This is a genomic window from Paenibacillus senegalensis JC66 (assembly GCF_000285515.1).
Lineage (GTDB): Bacteria > Bacillota > Bacilli > Paenibacillales > NBRC-103111 > Paenibacillus_L > Paenibacillus_L senegalensis.
This window is the reverse complement of record NZ_HE610962.1, coordinates 1-12,105: the sequence shown is the minus strand read 5'-3', so window position 1 is coordinate 12,105 and position 12,105 is coordinate 1. Positions and strand designations below refer to the sequence as shown.

At 46.5% G+C, this 12,105-nt stretch carries 11 protein-coding genes; 10 read left to right on the top strand and 1 reads right to left on the bottom strand.

Features of this window, described 5'->3' with window-relative positions; translation table 11 throughout:
• The first annotated feature begins 593 nt into the window (after nt 1–593).
• The 9 genes from PSHG_RS21100 to PSHG_RS21060 all read left to right on the top strand — a co-directional run bounded on the left by PSHG_RS21100 (nt 594) and on the right by PSHG_RS21060 (nt 9,727).
• Nucleotides 594–1,790: a M24 family metallopeptidase gene (locus PSHG_RS21100; RefSeq protein WP_085980224.1), complete on the top strand. Its 1,197-nt coding sequence runs from the start codon at nt 594–596 to the stop codon at nt 1,788–1,790.
• Nucleotides 1,791–1,969: 179 nt separating this feature from the next.
• Entirely contained in the window at nt 1,970–2,347 is a 378-nt protein-coding gene (locus PSHG_RS21095) for a hypothetical protein (protein WP_010277372.1), read from the top strand.
• Between the two features lie 244 nt (nt 2,348–2,591).
• Nucleotides 2,592–2,879 (top strand): Asp-tRNA(Asn)/Glu-tRNA(Gln) amidotransferase subunit GatC, encoded by a 288-nt coding sequence (gene gatC, locus PSHG_RS21090; RefSeq protein WP_010277370.1) that lies wholly within the window; start codon nt 2,592–2,594, stop codon nt 2,877–2,879.
• 28 nt (nt 2,880–2,907) lie between these two features.
• Nucleotides 2,908–4,365 carry an Asp-tRNA(Asn)/Glu-tRNA(Gln) amidotransferase subunit GatA gene (gene gatA, locus PSHG_RS21085; RefSeq protein WP_010277368.1) on the top strand — a complete coding sequence of 486 codons (1,458 nt, stop codon included), beginning with the start codon at nt 2,908–2,910 and terminating at the stop codon, nt 4,363–4,365.
• A gap of 14 nt (nt 4,366–4,379) precedes the next feature.
• A complete protein-coding gene (gene gatB / locus PSHG_RS21080) occupies nt 4,380–5,825 on the top strand; it encodes an Asp-tRNA(Asn)/Glu-tRNA(Gln) amidotransferase subunit GatB (protein ID WP_010277366.1) in 1,446 nt (481 codons plus the stop codon).
• Between the two features lie 12 nt (nt 5,826–5,837).
• Nucleotides 5,838–6,323 (top strand): GNAT family N-acetyltransferase, encoded by a 486-nt coding sequence (locus PSHG_RS21075; protein WP_010277364.1) that lies wholly within the window; start codon nt 5,838–5,840, stop codon nt 6,321–6,323.
• A gap of 169 nt (nt 6,324–6,492) precedes the next feature.
• Complete coding sequence (locus tag PSHG_RS21070; protein ID WP_010277361.1) at nt 6,493–7,188, top strand: MgtC/SapB family protein; 696 nt, start codon at nt 6,493–6,495, stop codon at nt 7,186–7,188.
• Nucleotides 7,189–7,318: 130 nt separating this feature from the next.
• Nucleotides 7,319–7,753, top strand: a complete 435-nt coding sequence (locus PSHG_RS21065; protein WP_010277358.1) for a Fur family transcriptional regulator — start codon at nt 7,319–7,321, stop codon at nt 7,751–7,753.
• A gap of 318 nt (nt 7,754–8,071) precedes the next feature.
• Entirely contained in the window at nt 8,072–9,727 is a 1,656-nt protein-coding gene (locus PSHG_RS21060; RefSeq protein ID WP_162137298.1) for a glycosyl hydrolase family 18 protein, read from the top strand.
• 103 nt (nt 9,728–9,830) lie between these two features.
• On the opposite strand, the gene PSHG_RS21055 is transcribed toward PSHG_RS21060, so the two are convergent.
• On the bottom strand, nt 9,831–10,247 hold the full coding sequence (locus PSHG_RS21055) for a DUF2614 family zinc ribbon-containing protein (protein WP_010277351.1): 417 nt from the start codon (nt 10,245–10,247) through the stop codon (nt 9,831–9,833).
• 369 nt (nt 10,248–10,616) lie between these two features.
• Here PSHG_RS21055 and PSHG_RS28550 point away from each other — a divergent pair, with 369 nt between their 5' ends.
• Nucleotides 10,617–11,519 carry a nucleotidyltransferase-like protein gene (locus PSHG_RS28550; protein WP_010277348.1) on the top strand — a complete coding sequence of 301 codons (903 nt, stop codon included), beginning with the start codon at nt 10,617–10,619 and terminating at the stop codon, nt 11,517–11,519.
• Nucleotides 11,520–12,105 lie beyond the last annotated feature (586 nt).

Here is a 12,105-nt window from a genome sequence, read left to right as displayed (position 1 = left end):
ACCTCAATCCCCTGTATTTGTACGATTTGTCATACAAATCTTGGGTAATTGCCCTTCAATCCCCTACATTTGTACGACGTTTCATACAAATCTCCGGTATTCGCACTTCAACCCCATGCATTTGTACGACATTTCGTACAAACCGCAGGCAACAAGCCCTCGAACCCCGCCAACCTTGGTATTTTCATGCTGGAGTTGGGCCTGAGAATTCAATGGCATGACTGTTTTCACATACTCTTTCGCATACACTCTCACATACAATTCGCCTCAGGGCCGCTGGCCGCGGGTTGGGGGTTGCTTATTCCAGCTATCTGGCTGAACGGCCGCTTTTCGGACAGCCCCGTTTTTAATTGACTTTTACCGTTTAAATGACTTTGATTTGCGGTTTAGACTTTACCGTTCTGCCGTTTTTATTGAAGATTCCAGGATGTAGGGCAGGAAAAGACTGTGTATAATGGAATGTAGGAGTTGCAGCTTTAGAAAGCATGATTTTGCCTAATTCGATTTCCTCAACCAGGTGATAACCTGATATAGACAAACTAAACGTTTTGAAGGCTGATAGAGAAAATAATTACCGGGAGTGTGGTGTGCTGGTGGAGCGCTATCGGATCAGACAGCAGAAGCTTCGTTCCAAGCTCGCAGAGCTGGGCTGGGATGGGTTTTGGGTGACGCAGAATGTTGACATGTATTATTTAAACGGCTCCATGCAAACAGGATATTTATTTATTCCTGCCCGCGGTGAACCGATATTTTATGTGCGCCGAAGTGTGCTGAGAGCAGAGGAGGAATCTTCTTGTTCCGTAGAGGAGCTGGGTTCGCTTCGGACGTTGGAGGAACGGCTGATCGCCCGTTATCCTGAGCTTTATGCAAATGGCAGGCGTCCTGTCATCGCCACGGAGTTCGATGTTCTTCCGGTGCAATGGTTTCGGAGGCTGGAGGCTGCTCTTTCCAGGTTTGTATGGGAAGACGGCTCGAAGCTGATTCGCGAGGTTAGAATGATAAAGGATGCCGATGAATTGGACTCCATCCGTAAAGCGGCCCAGGTTACGGATGCAGCCCTGGAGCATGCGCTTGCCCAATTAAAGCTTGGCATGACGGATCTGGAGCTGGTCCGGCTTGTTGAAATGGAGAGCCGGCGACAAGGGCATTCGGGCCAGATGAGGATGAGGGGCTATAATCAGGAGATCATTACCGGGATGGTCGGGTCCGGTTCGGCGGCGGCTATTCCTACGTATTTTGATGGCCCGGCGGGAGGGCAGGGATTAGGCGCGGCTACCCCGCAAGGCGCAGGACAAAAGCGCATTCAGCCCAATGAACCTATTCTTGTAGATATCGGCTGCTGCATCGAGGGGTATTTAATAGATCAGACGCGTACGGTCGTCATCGGGGAGCTGGCTCCACACCTGGAACAAGCCTATCGCGTGGCTGAAGAGATTTTGCGGGAGACAGAAGCGAGATTAAAGCCGGGCACTATATGCGAGGATTTATATTTGCTAGCTCTGGAAATGGCTGAACGCGCGGGGCTCCGCCAGCACTTTATGGGCTTCGACCGGGACCAGGTAAGCTTTTTGGGGCATGGTGTCGGTCTAGAAATCGATGAACTGCCGATTCTCGCCCGAGGCTTCCGCTATCCCTTGGAAGAAGGCATGGTTATCGCCATTGAACCGAAGTTCACTTTTCCCGGTCAAGGAGTAGTTGGCATTGAAAACACCTACGCGATTACTTCAGACGGTTTTGAAAAATTAACACGCTCCCGTGAAGGGGTAATACGCTTGCCGTGCCTTCACTAGCTGTTTACCTCCGGTAGTTGGCCGCAGCATTGTGGAAATATGGCAGGATGTGGTCTTTTATCTGTCCAGATTGAATATAGTATTGGACACGTTCCGTTTTTTTTAGTAGGATAGACCATAATCTCTTTTATCGACACCATTTATTTTACACGGGCATGAGAGCAAAGGGGGGAACACCAATGCTTCGTTTAGGTCAGAAAATCTATATTATCCATGATAGTTTTGAGCAAAATTTACCTGTAGGAGAGTACGGATACATTATTGCTTATGACCGCAATGCGGATAACGTATTTGATTATGTTGTGCGGGTTCCGAAAACAAACAAACATTACTTCGTTCCCGCTAGTGATATAGAGTTGGAAGAAGTGCTTTTAAGGCAGGAAGCCGAGCAGGTGGAGAGGGAAGCCTTGATTGATTACGCATTGGCAACCAGGAACGAAGAATTGTTTAAGCGTATTATGAATGGGGAATCAAGCGAAGAGCCTTCCGATTCGGAGAAGGAAGTCATGTCACAGAAAGATTTTATTAAACAAGTTAGTCTAAAGGCTTGGATTTGAAGGCGGACTGTCGGTTTACCGGATGCCCTAGCGACTTTCCATTCGCCATATAATGCAGGAATCTACATTCTTCCCTGAAGGAGGGCCTGAAGCTGAGGTCTCAAGAAGGAAGAATGTTTTTTGTGTTCAGGCTAGCGGGTATAACATCTCTAACCTTATGAGCGAACTAGGGGAACGATTGAGTTAGAAAAACAAGTAAGCTATAATGAGAAGAATGAGCTAAAGAAAGGATGTCGATGCAAGCATGAGTATTTCCATCCAAGATGTTGAGCATGTGGCCAAACTTGCCCGTCTGGAGCTGTCTGAAGAAGAAAAACAGACATTTACCGGACAGCTTAATGCGATATTGAAGTATGCCGAGCAGCTTAACGAGCTGGATACAGACGGGGTTGAACCGACAAGCCACGTCGTTCCTGTATCGAATGTGCTTAGAGAAGATGTGAACCGCCCTTCCTTGCCGGTGGAGAAAGTGTTCCTGAACGCTCCGGAGGAAGAAGACGGACAATTCAAGGTCCCTGCAGTGTTGGAATAGGTGTTCATTAACGAAAGGAGGACACGCAGTGTCTTTATTGGATCGTTCATTACAGGAAATACATAAAGGCCTGACTGCCAAACAGTTCAGTGTTGCCGAAGTTGTTGGCGAATCCCTGAATCGCATCGAGCAAGTCGACGGCAAAGTCAAGGCTTTTTTACACGTGGATCGGGAAAATGCGCAAAAACACGCACAGGAACTGGACAAGCAGTTATCCGAGAATGCTGAACGCGGCCTGCTTTTTGGCTTGCCTGCAGGCATCAAAGACAATTTGGCAACTGAAGGGCTGCCGACTACTTGCGCCAGCCAGTTTCTTTCTAACTATACAGCAGTATATGATGCTACCGTCGTCTCCAAGCTGAAAGAGGCACAAGCCGTAACGGTAGGCAAGCTGAATATGGACGAATTTGCTATGGGGGGCTCCAACGAAAATTCCGGTTTTCATCCAACCTATAACCCATGGAATTTAGACTATGTACCGGGCGGATCAAGCGGCGGTTCAGCGGCGGCTGTTGCGGCCGGAGAGGTTTATTTTTCGCTGGGCTCGGATACAGGCGGCTCCATTCGTCAACCCGCTTCGTATTGCGGCGTAGTTGGTTTAAAGCCGACCTATGGGCTTGTGTCCCGTTTTGGTTTGGTCGCTTTTGCTTCTTCACTGGATCAAATCGGGCCGCTGACCAAAAACGTCGAGGATGCAGCTTATGTGCTGCAAGCCATTGCCGGCCATGATCCGATGGATTCCACATCGGCTAATGTTGACATTCCCGACTATGTTTCCGCTTTGACTGGAGACGTTAAAGGATTAAAAATAGCAGTGCCCAAAGAGTATCTGGGTGAAGGCGTAGATCCAGCGGTTAAAGAATCCGTGCTCTCCGCTTTAAAAGTGCTTGAAGGTCTAGGCGCCGCTTGGGAAGAAGTATCCTTGCCGCATACGGAATATGCTGTGGCTACTTATTATTTGCTGGCATCATCGGAGGCATCCTCCAACCTGGCCCGTTACGATGGAGTTCGCTACGGAGTGCGTACAGCCAATGCCAACAATTTATTAGAGCTGTACCATCTCTCCCGCTCCGAAGGCTTCGGCCCCGAGGTCAAACGCCGGATTATGCTGGGTACTTATGCTCTAAGCTCCGGATATTATGATGCTTATTATTTGAAAGCGCAGAAGGTTCGTACGCTCATTAAGCAGGACTTTGAAAAAGTGTTCGCGGACTATGATGTCATTATCGGCCCTACAGCTCCGACGACAGCTTTCAAAATTGGTACGCAAATTGATGATCCGTTAACTATGTACTTAAATGATATACTGACCATTCCGGTTAATCTGGCGGGTGTCCCTGCTATCAGTATTCCTTGCGGTGATGTGGAAGGAATGCCGGTCGGTTTACAAATTATCGGAAAAGCTTTGGATGAGGCTAACGTCCTGCGGGTGGCACATGCTTTCGAGCAAAACACCGAATTCCATAAGCGGCGTCCGCAATTGTAGGAGGGATGAATCGGATGACCACCACAACCAAAAAATACGAAACCGTCATCGGTCTTGAGGTTCATGTTGAGCTTCATACGAAATCTAAAATCTTTTGTGGCTGCTCCACATCCTTCGGAGCCCCGCCCAATACGCATACCTGTCCGATTTGCCTTGGGCATCCAGGGGTACTTCCCGTATTGAACAAGCAAGCGGTCGACTATGCGATGAAGGCCGCGATGGCGCTGAACTGTGAAATTGCTCAAGAGACCAAGTTTGACCGCAAAAACTATTTCTACCCCGACTCACCGAAGGCCTATCAAATATCCCAGTACGACAAGCCTATTGGCGAGAACGGCTGGATTGAAATTGAAGTGAACGGCGAGACGAAACGTATCGGCATTACCCGTCTTCATCTAGAAGAGGACGCGGGCAAGCTGACCCATGTCGAAGGCGGACAAGCTTCCCTGGTTGACTTTAACCGTGTAGGTACACCGCTTATTGAGATCGTCTCGGAGCCGGATCTGCGCAGTCCGGAAGAAGCCAGAGCCTATCTGGAAAAGCTGAAGGCGATTATGCAGTACTGTGATGTTTCCGATGTCAAAATGGAGCAAGGTTCGCTGCGCTGCGACGCCAACATCAGCTTGCGCCCGTTTGGACAAGAAGAATTCGGAACCAAAACCGAATTGAAAAATATGAACTCCTTCCGTGGAGTGCAAAAAGGGTTGGAATATGAGGAGTGGCGCCAGGCTGACTTGCTTGATCAAGGGGAGCGGATTGTTCAGGAGACCCGCCGCTGGGATGAAGCCCAAGGCAAAACCTTATCTATGCGCAGTAAAGAAGAAGCGCATGACTACCGCTACTTCCCAGACCCGGATCTGGTCAAGGTTTATATTGATGAAGAGTGGATGAATGCAGTTCGCGCGACCATTCCGGAGCTTCCCGATGCCCGTAAGGCCAGATATGTGGAAGAATATGGCTTGCCCCGCTATGACGCCGAAGTGTTGACCTCCTCCATGGAGCTGGCTGATTTCTTTGAGGAAAGTCTCCAGTATACTAAGGATGCTAAGGCGGTCTCCAACTGGATGATGGGAGAGCTGCTCGGGTATTTGAATGCCAACAATCTGGAGCTTGGCGATGTCAAGATTACCGGAAAAGGCCTTGGCGAAATGATTGGACTAATCGAAAAAGGAACAATCAGCAGCAAAATTGCCAAAACCGTATTCAAGGAAATGGTGGAATCCGGGAAAGAGCCTGGCGTCATTGTTGAGGAAAAGGGCCTCGTTCAGATCAGCGACGAAGGTGCTATTCAAGCCATTGTCGATCAGGTGATTGAGCGCAATCCGCAATCTGTAGCCGACTTCAAGGCAGGTAAGGACCGCGCGGTCGGCTTCCTGGTCGGTCAGGTAATGAAGGAAACGAAGGGCAAGGCCAATCCCGGTCTCGTCAACAAGTTAATCATGGCCAAGCTTCAGGCTTAGAGCCTGCTTCTCATGATGATAAAAGCCATTAATGTGGATGATTTTAGACAGGCGCTAAACGTACTGGAGCTTCAAATGAAAGCATATTTGCTGGAAGCGCAGTGGTTGGGCCTGTCTGATCCATCTCCGTTAAAAGATACGGCAGCTTCACTGGCTGCTTCGGGAGAAAGCTTTTTGGGCTGGTTTAAATCGACGGACGAACAAAGCTCCCCGGCAGGAGAGGACCGGCCTTTTGCAGGTGTGATTGCCTTTAAGCAGGAAGGCGTTTATACGTATATTACGCGTCTGATGGTATGCCCTGACCATTTTCGAAAGGGCATTGCTTCTTCATTGATTCAATATGTTGATCAAATAAAGCCGCAGCATGCCCCGCTTGCCGTGTACGCGTCTACAAAGAATATCCCGGCAATGAAGCTGTATGAGAAGCTCGGTTTTCGTAAGCAATCGGAAGTGAAGACGGAAGCGGGGGTATCGCTAACGTTTTGGATTAAGTCATAGTTTGAAAGCCGCGGCAGCCGGTTGACCGGCTGTTTCTTCTATTGTTAATGATTATTCTTATCGGATAAAATGCTTGGCTTACAATATGCATTGTGCAAAATAACCGCTTTATATTGCAGCGTTTTATGATACAATATAACAAACTAATATCGGTCAAGGTGGGAAAAAATTGGATCCTTGGTATATACATCCCTTAGATTTAACAATCCGGCTGGTTTTGGCTTTAATATTAGGCGGATTTATTGGTTTGGAGCGGGAGAAGAACAACCATCCCGCCGGCCTGAGAACTCATATCTTAGTTTGCGTAGGTTCCGCTCTGTTAATGCTCTTATCTATTTATGGCTTTGCGGAATTCGCCAATGAATTTAATGTACGGATTGATCCTGCTCGTCTGGCTGCCCAAGTTATTCCGGGTATCGGTTTTCTCGGTGCGGGGACAATCATTCGTACCGGCCTTTCGATCAAAGGGCTCACTACGGCTGCTTCCCTTTGGGTTGCTGCGGCTATTGGCCTAGCTGTTGGTGCCGGCTTTTACTACGCAGCGTTTCTGGCTACAGCATTTGTTTTGCTGAGCTTGTGGATTCTGAACATTGTTGAGAAGAAATATTTTACGGATAAAAGAACTTATTGGCTCAAGCTCACCACCACGCAAAAGGAAGGAACGCTAACACAAATTTCCTCATACTTGGAAACTAAAGGCGTTCTGGTGCGTAAAATGAAAATGGAGGATGTTGATCCGCAGCATCCGGAGAAGCTGCAGCTATCGATTATGATTATTGTTAACAAGCCTAAGCTGCTTGCTGTCATGACAGATGATCTCAAGGCCATTTCCGGAGTGCAGAAAATAAGCCTGGAAAGCGCGTAGCAAATATTTCCACACTTATGGAAGTTATGGTACAATTGACAAATTAGAGCCCTCCCACTTACAATGATTATATATCTTCTTTAATTAATTTTTTACACATTTGCTGTACACAAGAACGGTGGTGACCATCATGAGCATGAAGCTTGAGCAAGCCCTAGATAAACTAAAAAATTCAGGAATCCGGATGACTCCGCAACGATATGCAATTTTATCGTTCTTGTTGGATTCTAAGGAGCATCCGACGGCTGACGACATTTATAAAGCACTGGAAGACCGTTTTCCCAGCATGAGTGTGGCTACGGTTTACAATAATTTGAAGGTGTTTATTGAGTCCGGTTTGGTTCGCGAGCTAACGTTTGGGGATAATTCCAGCCGTTTTGATGCCGATATGTCCAATCATTATCATGCCCAATGCGAGAAATGCGGGGTCATCGTGGATTTTCATTATCCAACCTTAACCGCGATTGAGCAGACAGCGGCTGAGGAAACCGGATTTGTTGTCAAAGGACACCGTGTGGAGGTTTTCGGAATTTGCCGAAGCTGTTTGAATGTTACTACGCATTAAAGTGGACAGGTTAATCATAATACCGTCCTGGGATGACGGTTGAAACCGCTTATCCCTGGCTGGATTCTAACAAAGTAGGGTATAGGACGTGCCAGGCAATCCATCGGGGCTTGCTTGGGCGTCCTTTTTCTTTGTCTCGAACACAGCCTTTGGCAGGGGAAGCCAAAAGCTAATAGATTCGTATTATTGTCATCGCCCTGATGACAGGGGCAGGCTCTACAGGAAAGAGAGGGAATTATGCCATCATCATCCTACTCAATATCCGGTTTGCCGCGGCGCTCTCGAAGACGCCGATCGTTGTGGCCGGGATTTCTTCTTTTGTTTATTTTATTGGCAGCGGGTTCTTCCGCGTTCGTTTATTGGCTTCTGTATTGGCCGAATTCGGAAAAAATAGAGGCGGAATGGGAAGCGGAAAAGCCGGTTTTTTATAAGGGCGTTCACTATGAACCAACCGCTATAGGCAGTGAAGAGGGACTCAAGCTTCCTTTTTCCTTTTTGCAGGAATGGGTCGACCCGGATATGATTTTTGACGAGGCCAGTGAATCGGTCATCATCACAACATGGAACAAGGTTGTCCAGCTCAAGACCAGCGAATTAACCGCGATGGTTAATGACAAGCCTATGGAGCTGCTTTTTTCAGTAACGAGGGAGAACGATCAAATCTGGGTACCCGTAGAACCGCTTATGGATTTGTATAACTTGCACATTAGGGAATCGGCCGAGACGGGAGCGATCATTGTTCACCGTGAAGGAGATATTGTACAATGGGGGCAAGTTATCGGGCGAAAAGCAAGAGCACTGCGCTCCGAGCCAACGGTTAAGGCTCCTTTATATACGGAAGTGGATGTCCATGAACGGGTCATGATCTGGGGGGAAGAAGAGGAAGGTTGGTATTATGTTCAGCTTCCGAATGGTCTAACCGGATATATGAATAAAAAAGAGGTGGCGATGGGGGAGACGGAGGTGTTTCCTATCGAGGAGCCGCCAGCTGTAACCGAGCCTTGGAAGCCGGTAGACGGAAAAATCAATCTGACTTGGCAGCAGGTTTATAACCGTCATCCGGATACTGATAGTATTTCTCCCATGCCCGGGGTTAATGTAATCAGTCCACAATGGTTTCATTTGGAAAATGAAGAAGGTCGCTTAATTAATAAAGGAAGCGCTGAATTTGCTAAATGGGCTAGTAATCAAGGCTATCAAGTATGGGCTTTGGTAACCAATAGTTTTGATCCTGAATTGACCAGCCAAGCACTTTCTACTTACGAAAGACGAATGTATATGATTAAGCAATTGGTAACTTATGCACAAATGTACAATATTCAAGGGATTAATGTTGACTTCGAAAATGTATACCTGGAAGACAAAGAAATGATGGTTCAGTTTATGAGAGAGCTGTCCCCGATTTTGCGCGAGCAAGGGCTTGTAGTTTCTATTGATGTGACCATTAAGGGCGGCTCCCCCACGTATTCCTTATTTATGGACCGTGAAGCGATTGCTCCCTTAGTCGATTACATGGCAGTGATGACTTATGATGAGCACTGGGGCAGCAGTCCGGTCGCAGGCTCGGTAGCTTCCCTGCCTTGGGTAGAGGATGGTATTGCGCGCATCATTGAGGAAGACGGCGTGCCCCCGTCTAAGCTGCTTTTGGGGGTTCCGTTCTATACAAGAATATGGACGGAGGAAGTTGTCGACGGTCAGACCAAAGTTTCCTCGCGAGCGGTATCCATGCAAAGAGTGAACGACCTGCTGGCAGAGAAGTCCTTAATCCCTGAATTTGACGAAGAAACCGGGCAGCATTATGTGGAATTTATAGAGGACGGGAAGACCAATAAAATTTGGATTGAGGATGCCGTTTCGATGAAAAGCCGGATAGAACTTATTAATAAATATGATCTAGGCGGGGTCGCTTCATGGAGCCGAGGTTTTGAAACCCCGGATATATGGGAAGTTATAAGAGACAACATGGAGCCTTGAATCAAAAAAAGCTGGTAGATCGGGGGTAACCTCGATTCGCCAGCTTTTTACTTAAGATGTTGATTGTATGCCATGAAGCATTGCCATGACTGTTCAATCTCTTCTATCCGCGATCCTTGGATTCGGAATGAGCTTCACTAGTCGTCATCGCTGAAGGATCACTTTGCTCTGATTCGAGCAATTCCTCGTCTGATGGGGCGTGCTGCGGGTCAGTGGATAAAATTGTTTTGCAGAACATGCAGCGGTCCGTTTTGCCAATCATTTTGGTCATTCGATTACATTCTGGGCAGCGTATAGATACCGCAGATGTGGACATCATTCCCGCCCAAAAATATACTGCCATACTTCCCAGGATGCTAATCAGACCGAGCACAAGAAAAACTGCGGCGAAAATTCTTCCAACCAATCCCCAATCATACACAATTCCGATCGAACCCACGATCATTAAGCCAAGACCAAACATGGTCAACAGCAGGCCCCACAGCCGGAATTCATTTATTTTGCTTGATTTCAATATCATTGCTGGTTCACTACTTTCTTTAATAAATTAGCTTGAGGAATCAATTCCATAAATATATCTAAGGAATGTTGAATCAATAAACGCGCAGTTTAAACAGAATCGTACTGTACCTATGCAGATTAAAATCATTTATGAATTTGCTTCTCGGTTGTATTTATTAACAGAAGGAAAATATTAAAAAGTGTAGAAGTAATTTAAACAAGCAACCATGACACCAAATTGTCAAAAAAACCTGGGCAGCCGTTTTAGTTACAAACCCGTGATAAGAAAGACTTTGTAAAAATTAATTGTGACTATTAAAGCACCTGACGGTTATAAAGTAAAACAGACTTCATTTATTGTACTTCCCAGGACTGGAGGAAATCTCTGATGGACTCATTACGGCAAACGATTATCCAACAATTCAACCACATAGAAGAAGTCATAGGAGTTGTCTTTTATAGTGCTCCTTCTCCGGCATGCTCCTTGACCAGCGGTTTTCAATATACGGCTCTCGTCATCACTGAGACATTAGTACATCCTAATACTCTTCACTATTATATAAAAGAAGGGTACAGGTTACAAGAACAGTGGCTAACGATCGCAGAGCTCGAAGAGAAGCTTTTGCATAATGAGAATAATTGGGGGACCTTAGTGGTTGAAGGTGAACTGCTGCTGGACAGAAACGGTGAGCTCCTCCGCTTAAAGTTAAAGCTTTCCCGGCTTCCCGAAGAGTGGAAGGAACAGCTATTGTTAAATGAGTTTTCCCAATTTTTTGAGCTGTACTTATGCGGAAGGGATAAATATCAGGCTGAGCAATATATGGACGCCTATTCCTGGATTGTGAAAACCCTGCATCGTTGGGCGCGGATAGTCATAATCGAACATGGCCATTATCCTGCCTTCTCTGTTTGGGAGCAGGTTAAAAAAATAAACACCGGAGTATACAAACTGTATGAAGAGCTTATTTTAAGTACAGAGTCTATAAAGCTGAGAGTTCAGCTGGTTATGCTTGCCTGTGAATTTGCCGTCATGTCAAAGATGGAGAGCTGCTGTAAGCTGCTGCTCGATCTGTTAGCTGATAAGCGTGAGCAGTGGACGATAAGCAAGCTTGTTTCCCATCCTTTGATCGGTAATCACAAGGTTGATGTAGGTTTGTTGCTTAATGCATTGGTTAAAAAGTCTTTGGTCAACGAACATTCCGTACATCCTAAAGCTCCGCCTGTTGAAGGGGGGACAGCACTGGCCGACGAGGAAGCAGTGTATTTTATGAGGACCACTTATTCGCAGTAAAACCTTGTTAATACGAATGTTAACTCTCCCAAGTTAATTCTGAAAAAGTAATTTGCAGCTAGCGGGAAAGGATTTGCCGAATAAAACACGCGCAAAATTGGCAGAACTATTGGGAAGTTCAAAATAATGAATTCCGGTATTCAGCAGCTTGTCTGCGTAAAAACGGTTGTTTTTTGCCCGGTTTAGATCCCTCGAAAAAAAGTCGATGCAGAAGGGTTGACAGAAGAAAGCATTCTGTGGTAAATTAATTTTCGCCGCTTCAAACGGCTTGTCCAACAAGTGGTAAAGGTTGAGCAAGTCGAGTCAAAAAAAAGTTTAAAAAAAGCTTGCAATTGACTAGGTGAATGTGGTATATTGAATAGGTCGCCATTTTCAGAGACTTCTGAACGGAAACGACAGATCAGCCCTTTGAAAACTGAACAATGAGTGAGTAATAAAGCCAGTGCAGCGGTCTAATAGACCGTGTGCGAAACGTTGATTGATATGAGCTAATCGCTCTTTCGGATAAAGCCTTCAGGCAAGAAGTTCTGGGGGCACCCCCGAAAGTACTTGAATAAGCTTCGTAGCTGTTCTTCACTTTTGGGGG

Bases quoted from the DNA above. Each gene is read 5' to 3' on its own strand.
- PSHG_RS21095 (WP_010277372.1), top strand. From the start codon at position 1,970: ATGCTTCGTTTAGGTCAGAAAATCTATATTATCCATGATAGTTTTGAG.
- gatC (WP_010277370.1), top strand. From the start codon at position 2,592: ATGAGTATTTCCATCCAAGATGTTGAGCATGTGGCCAAACTTGCCCGT.
- gatB (WP_010277366.1), top strand. From the start codon at position 4,380: ATGACCACCACAACCAAAAAATACGAAACCGTCATCGGTCTTGAGGTT.
- PSHG_RS21075 (WP_010277364.1), top strand. From the start codon at position 5,838: ATGATGATAAAAGCCATTAATGTGGATGATTTTAGACAGGCGCTAAAC.
- PSHG_RS21065 (WP_010277358.1), top strand. From the start codon at position 7,319: ATGAGCATGAAGCTTGAGCAAGCCCTAGATAAACTAAAAAATTCAGGA.
- PSHG_RS21055 (WP_010277351.1), bottom strand. From the start codon at position 10,247: ATGATATTGAAATCAAGCAAAATAAATGAATTCCGGCTGTGGGGCCTG.
- PSHG_RS28550 (WP_010277348.1), top strand. From the start codon at position 10,617: ATGGACTCATTACGGCAAACGATTATCCAACAATTCAACCACATAGAA.